The 18,607-nt window shown below is 44.6% G+C and carries 7 protein-coding genes; all 7 read right to left on the bottom strand.

Annotation, left to right across the window (positions count from 1 at the left end; translation table 11 throughout):
• Positions 1–462: 462 nt before the first annotated feature.
• Positions 463–3,078: an aminopeptidase N gene (gene pepN, locus HMPREF3208_RS01255; protein WP_064346846.1), complete on the bottom strand. Its 2,616-nt coding sequence runs from the start codon at positions 3,076–3,078 to the stop codon at positions 463–465.
• 174 nt (positions 3,079–3,252) lie between these two features.
• Positions 3,253–5,343, bottom strand: coding sequence for a ribonuclease J (locus HMPREF3208_RS01250; protein WP_155639947.1), 2,091 nt, complete (start codon positions 5,341–5,343; stop codon positions 3,253–3,255).
• Positions 5,344–5,600: 257 nt separating this feature from the next.
• Entirely contained in the window at positions 5,601–7,010 is a 1,410-nt protein-coding gene (locus tag HMPREF3208_RS01245; protein ID WP_064346844.1) for an MFS transporter, read from the bottom strand.
• Between the two features lie 124 nt (positions 7,011–7,134).
• A complete protein-coding gene (locus tag HMPREF3208_RS01240; RefSeq protein WP_064346841.1) occupies positions 7,135–7,833 on the bottom strand; it encodes a GNAT family N-acetyltransferase in 699 nt (232 codons plus the stop codon).
• 156 nt (positions 7,834–7,989) lie between these two features.
• Positions 7,990–12,453: an ATP-dependent DNA helicase gene (locus HMPREF3208_RS01235; RefSeq protein ID WP_064346838.1), complete on the bottom strand. Its 4,464-nt coding sequence runs from the start codon at positions 12,451–12,453 to the stop codon at positions 7,990–7,992.
• A complete protein-coding gene (locus HMPREF3208_RS01230) occupies positions 12,450–17,375 on the bottom strand; it encodes a PD-(D/E)XK nuclease family protein (RefSeq protein WP_064346836.1) in 4,926 nt (1,641 codons plus the stop codon). The genes HMPREF3208_RS01235 and HMPREF3208_RS01230 overlap by 4 nt, the downstream gene beginning before the upstream one ends.
• 46 nt (positions 17,376–17,421) lie before the next feature.
• Positions 17,422–18,267: a hypothetical protein gene (locus HMPREF3208_RS01225; protein ID WP_064346833.1), complete on the bottom strand. Its 846-nt coding sequence runs from the start codon at positions 18,265–18,267 to the stop codon at positions 17,422–17,424.
• Positions 18,268–18,607 lie beyond the last annotated feature (340 nt).

The raw sequence follows: 18,607 nt of genomic DNA, 5'->3' as shown, positions 1-18,607 counted from the left end.
AGCTTTGCAGTCATGCTTTGCTAACGTTGAGTACTTGTTGATTCATGGAACTTTAACAGTATTGCTCTGCAGACGTTGAGTATTTATTGATTAGAGAACACTAGCGTCATTGCTGCCGCACACACCACGCCAAGTACTCTTACCACACCACAGAACACTAGCGGTTTTACTAGTAGTGAGGGGTGGGTGTTGCTTGGTCGAGCAATATAAAAGCGGAACGATAGTAATAATCTTGATGATGAATAACTATTTCCGCAAAAAAGTAAGCAAAAAACTAAACTTAACTAAACAACCGCTAAGTCCAAGTAAGGTATAAGAGCGGAGCACTGCGAGACAAGTAACACCCACCACTCACAGCCACATATATAAACCCGCCAGCCAAACGCCACATTAAACAAAAAACTCGCGCCACATTAAGCAAGAATTTTCATGCTCAATGCAGCGCGAAAGCAGGACATCGCACTAACGCAAGGAAGCGTTGTAGTGCTGCACTTTAAGCGTGCGGCGAGAAGAATCAAGACTGCCAAGCACCATGCGGCGCAAAGCCTGATCCGCATCAGCATGAGCCTCAAGCCACTTTTCACCATGCTCAACCAGCTCGTCTACATCTGCATAATTTGGATACAAGCCTTCAATCAGAGCCTCAGCCATGTGGAATGTACGATTCTTCCAAATCCACTCAACTTCCGCAAAGTAGCGTTCAACATAAGGCTTAACCAAATCGCCTTTAGCTGTGCTTGCAAAACCAGCAACAACAGCACCCATTTGCATATTAGTCAAATCGAGATTACGCAAAGCCTGTTCAAAAGCCCAATCCTTAGCTTCTGCAGTTGAGCGAGCTGCACGAGCCTGATATGCATACTCACGATTCTCAGTCGTGTCGCGCTTTTGAAGTTCCGCGTCAATTCCAGCTTCATCCAAAGCGTTCACACCTGCGAGCGCAATCAAAATGCTCCAACGCAAGTCGTTGTCGATTTCCAAGCCTTCCAAGCTCACGGAACCGTCAAGCAATCCGTTAGCTACGCGCACAAACTCAGCATCTCCAACTTCGCCGTATCCAAGATAAGCCTTAACGAGCTGGAATTGCTCGTCGGAACCTGCAGAAGCCGCCAAAGCCAACTGCCACAATTCGTGAGCTACATGCTTTGCAACTTCTGCTTGACGCTCTGGAACCACGTAGTGGCTTGCAGTTACCTTTACTTGACCAAGAGCGTAACGGAAGGTAGTTGATTCGCGCTCAGTTGCCAAAGCTTTAAGGCTGAGTTCCACGAAGCGTTCTGCTGGGAATTCTGCGTCGCGAGTCATATCCCACAATGCGAGCCAAATAAGCGAGCGCGTCAAAGAATCCTTGAAACGATACAAGTTTTCTGCAGCAAACTCAAGCGACTTTTCGTCGAAACGTAGCTTCGTGTAAGTCAAGTCGTCGTCGTTTACGAGAATAAGCGCAGGCATTTTTTCGCCGCGAGCTTCCGCAACTTCCGTCACTTCGCCGTCAACGTCGAGTTCGATTCGCTTTGTGCGCTTAATTTCGCCAGTTGCTTCGTCCACATTGTAGAAGCCAACAGCCAAGCGATGCGCGCGAAGAACAGGATGCTCAACTGGTGCGCTCTGACGCAAACGCAAAGAAGCAATAGTGCCGTCGCCAGCCTCTTCAACTTCCGTAGAAATCGTATTAATTCCAGCTTTTTCAAGCCATTGCGCACTCCACGCCTTCAGATCGCGGCCGCTGGTAAGCTCTAACTCGTGCAACAAATCAGCCAAAGTAGCGTTGCTATACGCATGCTTGCTTAAATAATTGTGGATTCCTTCAAAGAACTTTTCGCGACCAACGTACGCCACAAGTTGCTTCAATACGGAAGCGCCCTTTGCGTAAGTGATGCCGTCGAAATTGACGGAAGTGTCGTTCAAATCGTTGATTGGAGCCACGATTGGGTGCGTTGTTGGAAGCTGATCTTGATTAAGCGCCCAGCTTTTTTCGCCAGAATTGAAAGTGCTCCAAGCGTCGTGCCATTCTGTTGCTTCTGCCGTTGCAAGCGTAGACGTAAACTCGGCAAAAGACTCGTTAAGCCACAAATCATTCCACCACTTCATGGTTACGTAGTCGCCGAACCACATGTGTGCAAGCTCGTGCAAAACGGTTACAACACGGCGCTCAGCATAAGCGTCCGTAACTTTGGATTCAAACACGTACTGGTCTCGAATGGTAACCATACCAATGTTTTCCATAGCGCCAGCGTTGTATTCTGGCACGTAAATCTGATCGTACTTTGCGTACGGATACGGCACTCCCCAAGTCTTAGCGTAGAAAGCAAAGCCCTTCTTTGTAATATCAAACAAGTAGTCAACATCTTTTGCAAAAGCGTCTTTAAGTGCTTGACGGCAGTACATTGCCATTGGCACTACGCGACCGTCTTCGTTTTGGTATTCCGTATGCCATCCAGCGTAAGGGCCTGCGCAAATAGCAGTTAAGTAAGAGCTCATCTTTGGCGTTGGCTCAAACACCCAGCGCTTCATGCCTTCTACAGCGCCATTTTCTAAAGTGCCTGCTTCAGTTTCGCGGCCTTCAATCGCAGTTTCGCTGGCTACTGGCATGTTTGAAGTCACAATCCAGCTTTCTGGAGCATCAACCGTAAAGTCAAAAACAGCCTTTAAATCTGGCTGATCAAACACAGCATAAACGCGGCGCGCATCCGGAACCTCAAATTGAGTATACAAGTAAACATTACCGTCGGAAGGATCAACACTTCTGTGCAAACCTTCGCCTGTGTTGGAATACTGGCAGTTTGCCACCACTTCTACGGTATTATGCTCAAGCAAATTTGCAAGCTCAATTCGGCTGTCTGCAAAAACTTGAGAAACGTCAAGAGCAGTGCCGTTTAATACTACGGATTCCACGCTATTTGCAATCAAATCGAGGAAGCTTGCACTACCAGCTTTAGCATCAAACTCAATCTTCGTGCGCGAAGTAAAATCGCGTCCACCTTTGCCTAAATCAAGCGCAACATCGTAATGAATTGGCATTTGAATAGCGTCAAAACGCTCTTGAGCTTCTATGCGAGTCAGATTTGCTCCTGGCATATTTTGTACCTTCCTTATATTTTTCTTATTTTTGGTTATATTTACGATTATTTTCAGCTATTTGCAAATAATTGCGAATATTTTTTCTTTATTTTGATTATATTTTATAGTTGATCATTATTGATAATTGTCGATTATCACCGATTATCGCCGATTATCGTTGATAATTATTGATTATCGTTGATCGTTTTCTGCAATATCCGCAACTACTGGCACAAGCATTGGCTTCCTGCGCAAAGCACGCGCAATCCAACTACCTAAAGTGCGTCGCATAATCTGCTGCAGTTTATGCGTATCATGCTCACCGTGCATCATTGCGTCTTGTAGCTGTTCCACAATTTGGTGACGAACCTTCTCAAAATCAGCCTCGTCTTCAGCAACAGCATTCAAGAAGATCTTTGGCCCGGAAACTACGTCTGCATGCTCAGTATCGACTACTACAAAGCTTGAAACGAAACCTTCCGTGCCCAAAATTCTGCGCTTTTCAAGCTCTTCATCAGTAAGCTCACCCACAGAATCACCGTCAACATATACGTAACCACAGGGCACAGAGCCTACCACTGCAGCGTTCCCGTGATACAAATCAACCACATCGCCGTCTTCTGCCAAAACAACATTATTCGGATCCACACCAGTTTTTACAGCAATCAAACCGTTTGCAACCAAGTGACGATGCTCGCCGTGAATTGGCATAGCGCACTTTGGTTTCACAATGTTATACAAGTACAACAGCTCACCCTCGTTGCAGTGACCAGACACGTGAATAGCAGCATTATCTTTATTGATTACACGCGCACCCAACTGCACAAGCTTATTAATAACCTTATAAACTTCGTGCTCATTTCCTGGAATAAGCGAACTTGCAAGAATAACAGTATCAAATTCGTTGATAGTAATATCGCGGTGACTGCCGTCAGCAATACGCCCAAGCGCTGCCATTGGCTCACCTTGCGAACCAGTGCACATGTACACGAGCTTGTCGTCTTGAATATCTTTTGCTTGTTTTAAGTCAACAACCGTATTTTCAGGAATATGCAAGTAGCCAAGATCCGCCGCAATCGACATATTTCGTACCATGGAACGCCCAACAAACACGACTTTACGCCCAAACTTATGCGCAGCATCAACCACTTGTTGCACACGATGCACGTGGCTTGAGAAGCTAGCAACAATAATTTTGCGCGTAGCTTCAGCAAAAGCGCGATCCAAAGCCGGACCAATCGAAGTTTCAGGCTTCACAAATCCCGGAACTTCAGCATTAGTGGAATCAGCCATCAGCAAATCAATGCCCTGCTCGCCTAAGCGCCCAAATTCCACCAAATCGGTGATTCGATGGTCAAGAGGAAGCTGATCAAGCTTAATATCACCAGTATCAATCAAAGTTCCAGCAGGCGTTTTAACGCACACAGCGAGCGCATCTGGAATCGAGTGCGTTACGGTAATAAATTCAAGATTAAACGGACCGACTTTCATCTTATCGCGGCCTTCAACGCGAGTCAGTTTCGGTTCAATATGATGCTCCTGGCATTTCGCTTCCACGAAGGCAAGAGTAAGCTTAGAGCCAATCAGCGGAATATCCGGACGCATTTTAAGAAGATATGGCACGCCACCAATATGATCTTCGTGACCGTGCGTTAAAACTAACGCTTCAACTTTATCAAGACGATCTTGAATATAGTGGAAATCAGGAAGAATCAAATCAACGCCTGGTTGTTCTTCTTCCGGAAACAGCACGCCGCAATCAATAAGCAAAATATGACCGTTATACTCAATCACGTTCATATTGCGGCCGATTTCGCCCAAACCACCAAGAGGCACAATGCGCATTGAGCCTTTACGATACTTCGGCGGTGCAATAAGCGCACCTTCACGCTGATCGTTTACTACTGGCGGCAGAACGTTACCAGTTTTAGTAGTTTTAGTAGTTTTATTGGTTTTACGAGTTTGACTAGTTGATGTATTCACTTTTGTAGACTTTTTTTCTTTTGTAGGTTTCACAAATTGAGTTTTTTGAGTTTTTTGAGTTGATTCAGCGGATTTTTTATTGTTTACGGATGCTAATGCGATTGAAGCATCCGAAGATGTTATATCCACTTTTTTCTTCATTTTTTTCATTGGTTGCGAAATTTGTTGGGATGATTCCGACAATTCGTTACCACGAACATCACTTGTAATATTTGCATCAGAACTAGCACCCAACGCCTCGCGCACTACTTCAGCAAGAATTTCTTCAGTACGCTCATCATATTCTGTTGTCATATTCATCTCACTACACTTGCGCAACTGCACACACTTCTTTTTATTATACCGTTAGGGCTCAACTCACGCTCGCGACGACCTGCTTTCGCGCTTAGAGCGTAGCGCGCGAAAGTAACTTGGAGCGTGAGCTTGCTCAAGGTTGAAAGCACAGTGTGCTTTCAACGCAAGCTCAGTAGCGAGCGCGTTACCCGCGCGAGCATTAGCGTTGTTGCGGAACATTTGCCGCGAGATTCCAACATTCCCTTTACATGCTTGTAAAGAAACTATCGCTTCCCGAGCACCATCACAATAAACCAGCCAAACGCAGCTATAGGAATTGCAACCAACGTAGACATCCACGGTACCATCATGCCGCCGTGCGCATTCCATGCGTCGATAGCAGCACCTGCAGCCATTGAACCAAGCGATGCACCTACTGCAGAAGCAGTTGGCAGCCACGAAAGCCCTTCCGTAAGCGATTCTTCAGGCACAGTTGCTTTCACAATAAGATTTCCAGTTGCGAAAATTGGCGAAACGCAAAGCCCCGAAAGTACTTCAAAAACGCTCATAAGCATAAGCCTGTCGATATTCAAGCTCATAAGCACGTAACCAATAGTCAGCACAGTTAAGAACACAATAAGATGCGACCAGTTAGATCCGCGGAATTTGTGCGAGCCGAAAATGATGGCTCCCACAAGCGATCCGCACGCAAATAACGCCAACTGCATGCCAATAAAATGTTCAAGCCCTTGCGATTTCATGGCAGCCGTCACCGACACATCAAACGCACTAAAGCTCATATTAAACACAACGAACATAAGTACGAGTGGAATAATGCCACGATAAAGCAACACGTTTTTATTACGCTTTTTTGCACGATGATTATGTAATTGTTGAAGACTAAATTTGTCAATAAACTTGCGCTTAGCATTTTGTTGTTGCGATTCTGATTCAACTGCAGAGATTTCGTTTTCTTTTTGAGATGCAATCATAACGTCTACATCTTCAGATGCAGCCGTTGGCACTTCCACAATCTTCAGCACAGCAGGCTGGGTATTTTTAAGCGAGAAGAACCATGCTCCACCTAGTCCGCTAGCTAAAACCGGCACAAATAATTGCGAAACTGGATGTACGGAAGTAGCCAGCCACGCGGCCAAAATAGGGCCTAGAATAAACACAATCTCATCAATGCCAGATTCCAGCGCATACGCCACGTTGAGCAGCGAATCGTCCTCTTCCGCGCGCAGAGTGTAGGCCCAGCGCGTACGTACAAGCGCACCAAACGCAAACTGCGTCACACCCATCGCAATTGCTAGCACAAACAACAGTGCAAGCGGAACTCGCACCAACGCCGCTATAGCAAAAGAAAGCATTGCAATAACCTGCGCTGTGAGTGCAATAACACCAACTTTTCGTTGACCAAATCTGTCAAAAAGTTTTGCATACACTGGCGTTACTGCAGCTTGTGCAAGTACATAGGATGCAGCCATTGCTCCAGCTACAGTCCAATTGTTATACAAGTGGTTGAGCGCCAACACAATTCCCAAACCAATCATTGACATTGGCAAACGAGCGATTGCCCCCGAGATACAAAACGCTTTAGCACCACTTAATGAAAACAGTCTAGAATATTGCGACAACGCTGAAGGTTTTTTCACTGCCGTGCTAGACTTTGCTGCCGTTTGAGACGACATAAATATTATTACTCCTTTTTAAACTTTCCCCAACTGTTATTGTTACATTTGCCAATAAGCTCGCAAATAAATCCGCAAATAAACTTACGCATAAGTTTACAAATTAAACTTCTCGAAGTTACGTTTACGCTCTCGTTTGAGAGCGCGCATTCGCTACTTTTGTTCGCTTTGAACGAATCATTGGCTCACCTGAGTAAATATACAAGTCATCAACCAAAGATTTCATGTTTTTTGCTTCATATGAATGATCTTTGCGCAACCATGAAGCATCTTTTCTCAGCCCGTGATAATCGTAAAAACTCACATCGCAAGCTGAATCTGTGTGCAAATAGTAGCGATTTACACCATTATTTCTTAACAAATGCATGGTGCGCTTCCACAAGCCGCCGCCGACACCATGCCCACGAGCATCTGGAGATACGAGAAACAGCTCAAGTTCTGCTTGCGTAAGATTATTAATATGCGATGTTGCTTCAAGTTTTGTTTCCAAGGCGCGCATACCGTGAGCTTCTTCTAAGGCAAGCGCATAATTTTTGTCACCTTGAGCTTTCATAGCAGAATCTTGCTCATGAAGCATTTGACTTACTTCTGGGAACAAAACTGGAGCGTCGAAAACGCGCGCCAACAGCAATCCCATAAACTTTCCGTCGAGTTCAGCAATAGTACCATGCGTTGAAGGTTTCAAATAGTGCAACACACAGCGGCGAGAAAGACTTAGTGACGCATCTTTTCCAACTTGTTGCGCAATACCCCAGGTACGTTCGTATTCTTTTACAATTGCGTCAATATCGCTAAGTTTTACAGGACGGAACTCTACGTTCATAATTCTGATTCTTCCTTACTTCATACTCAAATCGATGTTGTGCGTATGCCCGCCCACACACACTGCACGAGGAATCTGCACGTTATCGAAGTGATGCACGATGCGTTTCAATCGCGGCGCAATATTGTTGCAGCAAATTGATTGCAATAGCAACGTTTATGCGTCATCATCTTCGAGGGAAATGAACGTGTCAGAGTGTAACTCGGCAAGGATTTCATCTTTTGTTTTTGCTTCGGCATGAATTTCACGTTGGTTTTCATCCGATATGTTCACATAATAAAGGGTGGCATCGATAGCCTCGAGCGGAGCATTCGTCATAAGACTGAGTAACAGACGATACCAGTCAAGCTGACCGAGTTTAAGAGCAATATCTTGTGGATCGCTTGGCTTACGCCCGGTTTTCCAGTCGACTACGGTATACAGTTTGGTAGAATCGTTCGGATCTAAACCACCTGCAAACACAGCATCGAGTTTTCCATTAATAATTTGCGCACCTAATTCTGGCACGTGTGCAACAATAGGCTGCTCTGCTGCAAGCGGGCGACGATACGCCCATCGTGAAGTAACGAGACGCTGCTTCCAAGTCAGTAACTTACGCTCAATTGATGGTTCAGCTTGCGTAGTTTTTTCGGTTTGAGCAAGTTTCTCAGAAATATTGTCGTTATTATTGAGTTTATTAGATAAATTATTCATTTTATGAACTAAATTTTTCTGTGCAGACGTAAGATCTGAAAGTTTCACGCCTTGTTTCACAATAATCGGCCAATATTCACTCGACGCAACATTATTCGCACCATCAGCAATATCAGCGACATCAGTTACGTCAGCAACGTTCAAAGACGCATATTGCACGCAGCCAGCATTGACAAACTGCTCAGCCCACGCGTGGAATCGTGTACCTAAATCTGAAGCAGGAGAAGCTGTACGCGGAATAGGACGAATAATTGCCATCCATTCACGTCGCAAACGCTTTGTTTCTTGAGATTCTGAAACGTTAGTATTGTCAGCATCAGTCGCATGGAACATTGCTCTGCGCTGTACAGCTGTAACATTCACATTTTCAATATTTGAAAGCTGATCTGCTTGATGTGCTAACGCGTGAATATCACGATACCAGTCAACATGCGGCATTAAATCTGCATCTTGCAACAATGCTTCAGCGCGCGAAAGTAGTGAATTTTCGGCAGACTTGTCACTTTCGGCAGACTTGTCAATTGCACCAATCTCACCAATCTCACCAATTTCAGAATATTCAGCAGACTTCTTAAGCGCATCTCGCACATATTCACTTGACGCACTCGGCCACGCTAATAGCTGCTTGTTATTTTCACTCGGAATTTCGCTAGGCTCGCTCAATAATTCAGCAAACTGAGCAGCAGAATCACCAACCACATAACCAACTTCATCTGAACCAGCTTTTACTGTAGCAACAGATTCGCTAGATTCTTGCATTGCTTGACACACTTCATTCCAAAAAACAGAAGGCTTTTTTGAGCGCGAAGATGAAGTATAAGAAGCAAAACCTGCAGCAGTACTAGCAGCAGCACTAGCAGTACCACCAGCACTAGCAGCAGCATTAGCAATACCGTCTTTGCTATCTTCCCCCTTAGTATCCACTGTCATAGCACTTGACTGACTGCACGTAAGCAGAGCCGCAAATTTCGCTCGCGTCAAAGCCACATACATAAGATGCCTCTCATCAACGTGCAAAGCTCGACCGCGCTCCTCTACTTGTGAAAGAGGTAGCGTTCCAGTTTTCATCGCAGCATCGTACATTTGACGCACTTCCGCAGGAATTGCTCCTTCTGGAACATCTTCGCGCTCGTAGAATTTTTCTGCTACATCAAGCAATGCTTGCGCGCGAGAACCGTAGATTTCAGCGTCGATTTTCTCAACAGTTTCCATATTTTTTAAGGATTCTTGCGGATTCATACTGACACTCAAATCTGCATTGTGAGGAAATCGCGGCAAAATATCCGCGTCGACTCGCATTGGTACAGGAACTTTTGAAGCAATTTCAAGAGTTGCGTACGCACTTTCACAATACACGCCATCCTGCTTGGTTTGCTTTACGCGCAAACCATCTCCCTGACTACTTGGGAAAGCACTTTCGTTAAGACCAACTATTGCAACGGCAGGCCATTCCAAACCCTTCGACTGATGAATTGTCATCAAAACCACATCTGCAGGTTCGTCGACCGACGCAGGCTGATCGTTCAACTTGTCAATATTTTGAATCCAAGCCATAAATCCGCGCAAGGTAGGCTGCGTAAAATCACTCATTTCTTGCAAATACGCGTCCACAAGTGAAAGCATTGCGTCAAGCGTGCTGTGCATATCGTTAAGAAGCGTAGAACTACTTGAATTTTCGTTCATAAGCGCGCGCGAAACAGCTACGTCAATATCAATATTAAGCGCTTCGATTGCTGTACGCACAATATCATGCAAACTTCCAGATTGTGCTCGTTCTACAGCATCAAGAACATTGCCTGCGCGAAGGATTGCGGCATAAGCCTTCTTGCTGAGCATATTTTTAAGATGATTCAGCGTTTCTTTCGTAGAATTTTTTGCAAATAACCTTGCACGAAACGCTTCAAGCAGCACATCCGCAATAAACACTCCGCCGTGAACACTATTCGTTTGAGCACCTTGAGACTGCTGATCGCGCACAAGTTTCACCCAAGATGCGCGCGGAGCTTGAGCATCCACTAAACCAGCTTGAGCTAAAGCATGGAACACGTATTCAACGTTTTCATCAGTTGCAACACTTGCCAAAACCTTCAAATCGTCCGTACTCAGCGCAAATCGGGGCGTAGCAAGAAGTCGCATTAATGCAGAAGTATTCGTATGATCTGCAGCAACAGAAAGTAGTGCAAGAACGTCTTGCACTTCCGGCTTCTCAAGAAGAGCAGAATATCCAACAGTGAGAGTACGCAAACCTGCTTTTTGCAAGGCTTCTTCGTATAGCGCAATATTGGTTTTGCTGCGGAAAAGCACAGCAACGCGCGCTTGAGAGTTGGAAGCGCCAATATTGTCGTTTTGTGCTAAAGCATGTTGTTTTACATGTTTTACAAAGCGCACAACGGCTTCAATTTCTTGATATTGCGTAGGCATATTGAGCACACTAATACTGCCTCGTGGCGCATTTTCAAGATATTGAAGATTGCTGACTTCCACTTCCGAAGCTAACGAACTGCTTTTACGAAGAGGAGGCACGCGCAAAGGTTTTGTAATAGCGTTTGCTGCTTGCAAAATAAGCTGGGCATTTCTACGCGTTTGAGTAAGCGAAAACTCGCTTGATTGGTCAATATGAAGCGCTTGCTGAAGCTTTCTAAAAGCACCCGAGCTTGCTCCTCTGAATGAGTAAATTGCTTGGAACGGATCTCCGACTGCTGCAATATGCGTTTGCTGAGATTCATACGAGTTACTATTTGCACAGTTTTCATTATGATTGTTATTGTTCTCGTTACGCTCGCCACGTTCGTTATGAAAGAGCGTTGCAATCAGCATTGCTTGCGTTGTGGAAGTATCTTGATACTCGTCCAGCAAAACTTGACTGTACTGCCTTCGATATTGCGCCGCAATCGAAGGAAAATGCGTTACCAAACGGTATGCAGCAATCGTAAAATCGCTGAATTGTGCCATATTGGTACTTTGCTTTGCTGCATCAAAAGCTAACACTAAATCGAGCAAAACTGCACGCTTTTTAGCAGCTTCAAATAATGTATTGCAAGAATCGTAACACGTATTTTTTAGCGCAATATTCAGGTATTCTACGTATTCTTTTCCGTAATTTTCACATTTTTTGAAATATTTTTCGTCTGATTCAGTTTTTCCGCGGCGCAATTTAATAGCGCTCGGCTTTTTGGGAATAATTCCTGTAGTTTCAGCTGAACTCAGCGCTTGTTGCAAATGCTCAATCCACGCATTATTCCACTTTTGAATTTCTCGAACGGCCAACGAAGTGCTGTCACAAGACTCGCCTTTACTATTCAACCCAATCATTGAGCAAGAAATATCTGCAGCGAGCGCAAGAACATCATCAACAAGCGCATCGAATTTATACCATTGCACAACTTCCGGATGTTTATCAACATACTCGTTGACTAGCGGCTTCATTAATTCGCGCGCGCCAGCATCGCTAAGAGGCTGCGTATTGTGATCGAAACCAACTAGCAACCCATATTGCCGCACAATTGACTGGAAGAATGCGTCGTACGTCATTACTTCTGGCTTCAAAAATGCGTTTGTAGATAAATCTGTAGATAAATTTGAAGATGACGCACTCGCCTTAAAGCTTTGTTGACTTGCATTCGCGTGTTGACTGACAGCTTGCGCAACTCTTGCCAACAATTCCGACGCAGCTTTATTCGTAAACGTAAGTCCTAAGATACTTTCCGGAGCAACACCGCGCTCAATAAGATCAATAACGCGACGCGTCATAGTATAGGTTTTTCCACTGCCGGCTCCAGCAACAATAATCATATTCTTATTTGCTGGTGCCGTAATTGCTGCAGACTGTTCTGCACTATCCGTATTATTGCGAGGAGATTTTGCATGAACGGCATCTTTGCGAAAAGCTTTTTCGCGCAAAGCTTTGTTATTCATTTCATCAATCATGATTGACGCACCTCATATACGGTATCTATGCGACCTGCGCATGCTGGGCAGACTTGTTTTGCACGGCAATATTTCAAATGTTCCGAAGTTGGACGCGCAATAATTTGCTGAGAACGAACTGCGGCAGCAGCGTAGAAAACGCGAGAAATCATAGTAAGCGACCATTTTGCAGTTTCACTTAAGCAACGGAATGACTGCCACGCTTGCTCACTTACACTTTTCGGGCATGTTTTCATAATTTCTTCTAACTGTGGACAATCCAACAATCTCGACATTGTTTTGAATCCAGCACGAGTTTCAAGCGGCTGATTATTCAAAGCTTGAGCAATGCAAAGAGGAGGCTGATACAAGTTTTCTGCAACACTGTGGTCTTGCGCCGGGTAATCATTGTCAACGACATGAAATAGCACACTTCTTGCAATTGTTGGTGCATGAGAGGCGGAAATAAGCGGATTTTCGTCTGCAAAAAGTAAAGCAAGCTGGTAGCAAACTAACTGCAAATCATTAAAAACTCCTGTTGCAGAGGGAACTTTTCCGGTTTTATAGTCAAGTAAGCGAATATTTTCGGAGCCGTCAGCATTTTTTCGCTTTTCAAGTCGATCAATTCTGCCGTGAATATGCAATTGCAAATCCTCGCACGCACCATCCGGCCAGCCTCCCACTAAAGCGCCCATAAGCCCAAAAGCATCATGCTTACTCACCGTCTGCAAATTTGCGGCTGTCAGCGTGTTATTAAGAACGCGCGTAATGTCATCAAAACCAAAATGAGCACTTGTTGGCATCTCACAATACGCCTGAGCAAGTTTCCCAATGCTACTTTCTAAAGATTTTTCGCTTGGCGTAAACAATTCAAGAACACCATCATCCGACTTTTTTGCGTCAAGTCGGTAGGTTGACTGATCGAAAGATGTGACAAAATATTGCGCAATCGTATGAAGAGCACGACTTATATTCGACTGCCTAGAAAGTGCAGAATATCGCTCTTTTATATCTCGAATATCGGCAAGTTCGGGAGCAATACTTGCGTAATACTGTTCCATATGATTTGCGATTGAGTTGATACGAGAAACTTGAGATGCGTACGGAGAGGAATCTGCAGAGTGAGTTGTAGAAGCCGGTTTGGAAGAAGATGCTGAAGCAGCCTCGTCAACCGCAGTATCATCAGCAGAAGTCTCGTCAACCACAGTCTCGTCAACAGCAGTCTCATCAACAGCAGTTTCCGGCATATCGTAATGCTGATCTTCACTCGCCCACCTTGCAGTTTCGTGAATTAACGTACCAAAATATGTTGCAGCACTTCCCGGCTGAGGGCCTGCAAGCTGGCGATTCAACAATCCACACACTGGACAAGCCCATAAACTATCTACTGCAGAAGGTGACAAGCTCACTATAACGCTATTATTTTTCGTAACTGCATTTTCTATAGAAACATTTTCTATAGAAATATTTCCTGTAGAAGTATTTCCTGTAATTTCGCTCATAAAATCCCATTGCGCAGTATGAGCACAATCAACTCCAGATTCTCGCAATAATCGCAATGCTTGAATCGCGTCTAAAACTCCGCTACTTTCATTCGCAGTATCGCAAGTATTCTTGCCTACAGCTTCTCGCACAAGTTTTGCACGCGCAGCACAAACCAATCCGCGAACATCCATATCTAAGCCAGCAAAAGGAATTGTAAAATCAGTAAAAGGCGTGCGCGAATGTTCGTTGTTATAGTAACGCTCAGGCAAATAATAGTAAAGAAAATCGCTTGGAACAGCACTATCGCTGTACTGCGCACTCATATACAAACTTTCAGTCGCACGAGTAATAGCAAGCAAAAAACTACGCTGTTCACCAGCAAAAACTACAGATTTGTCATTAGCAGCAAGAAGTTGCAAAGATACAGGCAATAATAATTGCGATTGCTCTGCTTGATTACTGTCACCATGCTGCTGGTTCATAGTACGCTGTTTAGAATCCAACACAATACTTGTCAAACTTTCAGCACCAAACATTGTGCTACGCGAAGCAAGATTTGGCCACACACGCTGCTGCAAAGTCGGCATCCACACAAACCGCCAATGCTTTCCTGCAGCACCAGCAGGAGTAGTGAGTGTTACAGCATCTGGCACAGGAGCCACATGAGCCAGTGAATCTGCCTCAATTTCCATGCCGCGAACTTGAGCTATAAAATCGCTGATATCAGCAGAAACTACCACATCTGTTTCTGCGGAAGCTGAAGAGTCGCGATTATTACGCAAATCAGTTTCAAAACCGTTACTTAACTCATCACTATACGAAGCAACGTAATCAAACAGCCGCATTGCAGCATCTAGGCGATCGTTCGCACGGTAACCATCTCTATTATGTTGCAAAGCCGTACGCTGCCAGCGTTCCGCAACATTGCAAACATTCCAAGCCTCACCAAGAGCATATTGTGCATTGCGCAAATCTGGGTGAGCTGTAAATCGTAACGCCAGTGTTCGCACATTGTTCCAGATTGTAACAAAGGATGCAACATGCGGATTTCGAGGAGCCATATTTTGTAAAAGATGAAGCACAGTTGAATCAGACTGCTGGGAATCAGTATTGCAATGTGCCACATCTGCAACACAAAGAAGATAGCACGCATCTAGCGAAAGCGCACGCATATCTTCGTTAGTATTGTTATCTAAATTGATAACTACATTACCATGAGAATCGTCATGAGAGCTGTTATGAGAGGCGTTCTTGAGATTGCTTTTAAATTCATCCCACGAATCCATCAGCTTTCTCAAAGGAATATTGTGATTACGAAGCTCATTATTTTCGTCTTTTTGCTCATCTAAAACCGCGGAAAGCGAAGCCAGTGACCGCATCAGCGACTCAACATTTTTAAGTTGCGCTGGAGTTTCTAAATCACCATTACCGTCAGCAGAATTGTTACGAACTATTGATGCAAGCGGACTATCCATAATGTGTTTAACGCAAGATTGCACCCAAGATGCTATATGCTGCAAACTGCTGCCGCGCTGAATTTGCTCTACAACGCAAGCAGTGAAATTCCCAGCAATACAACGTTGTACAAATTGAGCAAGCTCAATAAGAGCAAACAATCCTTGCACGAACGGCTCATCTTTTAACGGGCGAGTTACTGAAGAATATCGCACTGGAACACCATCTTGGCGAAGTTGCTCACCAAAAAGACGAACAGTAGCATTGTCGTGCGCAATTAACGCCATATCGCTCCACTTGCGATGATTTTTTACATGCGCATGCTTCATTTGCCAAATAACAGCGTCTAATTCTTCACGTTGAGAGCGATAAAGTGCAGTATTTACGGTTCCATCCTCATCAAGCCGTAAATATTCTTGCAAATTTTGAGGATGCTGAAGATTTTGAGGCTGATTTTCGAGTTGATTTTCGAGTTGATTCAGCGATTGCAACGGAAGTGCGCCAACAAAAGCAGGCATTTTCCAAGGACGATTCGGCAACGCAACAGTCGTGTTGAATTGCGATGTAAGTGAAAGCGAAACACGAGCGGCAAGTAAATCACGCATCGAAGGTGCTTGAGGCTGACGCGCGGAAGAACCAGCGAAACTAGCAGAACCAACAGAAGAACTGGAATTATCGACTAAAGAATCACCAGAGGAATCATCAGAAGAATCACTAGAAGAATCATCAGAAATCACATATTGTAATCTTTGCTCAGATGCGTGCAATTCATGCAGAGCTGCCGAAATCGCATAATCCGGGTACGCTCCCCTAAACGTCTGCACAGACTCATCCGGATTAGCAATCAAAACTAAACGCGTACCAAGTTTCGACAATGTTTCTATAAAACTCAAACCAGCAAGCGTAATGTCTTGATAATCATCAATCACAAGCAACACTGGAATTGCCGAATTTGCAGCAGCAACACTTATATCACTGAGCTTGCGTGCAGCTTTCGCGCCTTCCACCAAAAGCTGAGAAGCGTCCAAACGGAAGGATCCTTGATACGTATCAGCAAGCATATCGCGATACTCTGAACGTAGTGCAAAAACAAGACGCCACTGAGTGCTACGGCGATCAATCAACACAGACGTTGGCAACATATTTTCAGCTTCTGCATGAGACTTTGCAACATCAAGTGAACGTAGAACAGTCTGCTCATCTGCAGCATCACTCACTCCAAGCTCATCCAAACGCGCGAGCATATCTCGCAATTGATGTATAAACGCGTTACTGACTTCACATTGCGAACGAGAAGCTGCACTCAAGAATGAATCAGAAGAAGAACCTACAGAAGAACCTACAGAAGAACCTACAGAAGAACCTACAGCCGAGTTGGATGCAGCAGAAACTATAGCACTATCATTTCCAGCACAAGTTAAAGGTGCAACCCAAAGCGGCGTACCAAAATAATCTTGGAAAAGCTGACATACCGCACAATCGCCATTATCTCCCCTAGAAACATGTTCAATATGCGCGCGCACAACTTTACGAAGAAGCGCATCCTGCTCAGCACCATTAAGAAGCTTAGGATTGGGCTTATGCTGACTGTTGCAATATGCAGAAATAATACGAAAAGCCAGCGAAGCCAACGTGCCAACTGGGCGAGACTGCTCAATCACACCAATTTCGCGAATAATAATATTGTCAATATTCGCAGCCAAATTTCGGTTTTGCACAGCCATTGCGGTAATGCCATGCTGCCAATGATGATAACCGGCGATCATTGCGCGCACAGCAAACTGCGTTTTACCAGTATTCGGAGCACCGTAGACGAGTAACGTGTTAGTTATATTGCCGGAAGAATTACGCAAAGTACCGTCGAACAACGACTGCAACGATGGTAGAGACTGCGAAAACTGCAACGATTGCAACGACTGCAACGCAGTGCCTTTATGTAACGTAGTGTCTTTATGTAACGCAGTGCTGCCAGACGATTTTTGGTGCGCAATACTATCACTCATACGCTTAATTCTAGCAATGAAACAATAGCGATGCGCTACATAACACTTAATTTTGTAGCGTCACGCGAGCACGAGCATCTTTCAACGCAAGAAACATAGTTCCGACACCAATAAAAATAAGCGTAAACACAATAAGCAAATACGCAACACCAACGCCTAAAGTAGTGGCATTAAAAGTCTGTGGAGCAAAACCAAACCATCCAGCAGGAGCACCATAATTAAGGAAATTGTAAGGTGCGCGCATGGCATGAGTACCCCAGCGAACACCAACAAACTCGCTTAACATAACTGCATAAGCAACATATGCAAGAGGCGGAATCGTAGCAAAATAAATATGTGCACGAGTGGAACGGAAACGATAGTCAAAAAGTATAAAATCTATGATTGCAAGAAGTGGGGCGATTGCGTGAACGCAAAGACTGCTGCAACCGTTGCTCATATAAGCACCAATAAAACCGAGCTTATTCGTAGGAGCTAAGAAGCAAAGATAAAGCGTAAATGTTACTGCAATGGCGATTGTCATCATGAACTTGAAAATGTACCAAGCGTTGGATTTTGAATCAAACCAAACTGTGGGCGTTGATTGAGAAACAGAGGAAGCGTCGGAAGCGTCAGATTCTGCAGAGTTAGTAGCAGAACTGCGAGCGCGCATAAAGGCGGCAGTATCGAACACAAGTGAGCCGGCAAGAGCTACGCAAATCATAAGATTAGAAAGATTCGTAAAATATGTGAACGTCATGAAACCTTGCCATGAAGCTGCCATTCCGTAAAGCGAGGCGACGATTGCGATGGTGCGAATCGCAGTTCGTACAACATATTCATGCGTGTCGAGTGGATTTGCAGCGGATGTGGTTTCTGATGTGGTTTGTTGTGGCATGGAATTGTTTGCCATGTTTACTCGCTTTCGTGACTTCTATTCATCTACTTATTGTTTATCATGTTTATATTTACATAGTCGAAAGTAAAAATCTGTAGCAGAAGTTGCAAAAATGCGGCGCAATTTTTGTAGATTCCTGCAAGTGCTACAAAACGTTGTGAATTCTCCAGCAAATGTTCCTGAAGCTTTGCAGCATTGCTTCTGCGAACGGTGAGTATTTGCCGGTTAGCGAACTTTAATAGTATTGCTCCGCGGACGTTGAGTATTTATTGCCTAGAGAACACTAGCATTCATGCTGCTGCACGAAGGAACGCTCACGCGGATAACGCGCTCGCTACTGAGCTTGCGTTGAAAG

Origin of the sequence: Gardnerella vaginalis, assembly GCF_001546485.1 — a bacterium.
In the GTDB taxonomy this organism is placed as follows: domain Bacteria; phylum Actinomycetota; class Actinomycetes; order Actinomycetales; family Bifidobacteriaceae; genus Bifidobacterium; species Bifidobacterium vaginale_D.
This window is presented reverse-complemented; position numbering and strand designations above follow the sequence as displayed.

Excerpts from the sequence above, each read along its gene's own strand:
- pepN (WP_064346846.1), bottom strand. The coding sequence starts at position 3,078 with ATGCCAGGAGCAAATCTGACTCGCATAGAAGCTCAAGAGCGTTTTGAC.
- HMPREF3208_RS01250 (WP_155639947.1), bottom strand. The coding sequence starts at position 5,343 with ATGAATATGACAACAGAATATGATGAGCGTACTGAAGAAATTCTTGCT.
- HMPREF3208_RS01245 (WP_064346844.1), bottom strand. The coding sequence starts at position 7,010 with ATGTCGTCTCAAACGGCAGCAAAGTCTAGCACGGCAGTGAAAAAACCT.
- HMPREF3208_RS01240 (WP_064346841.1), bottom strand. The coding sequence starts at position 7,833 with ATGAACGTAGAGTTCCGTCCTGTAAAACTTAGCGATATTGACGCAATT.
- HMPREF3208_RS01235 (WP_064346838.1), bottom strand. The coding sequence starts at position 12,453 with ATGATTGATGAAATGAATAACAAAGCTTTGCGCGAAAAAGCTTTTCGC.
- HMPREF3208_RS01230 (WP_064346836.1), bottom strand. The coding sequence starts at position 17,375 with ATGAGTGATAGTATTGCGCACCAAAAATCGTCTGGCAGCACTGCGTTA.
- HMPREF3208_RS01225 (WP_064346833.1), bottom strand. The coding sequence starts at position 18,267 with ATGGCAAACAATTCCATGCCACAACAAACCACATCAGAAACCACATCC.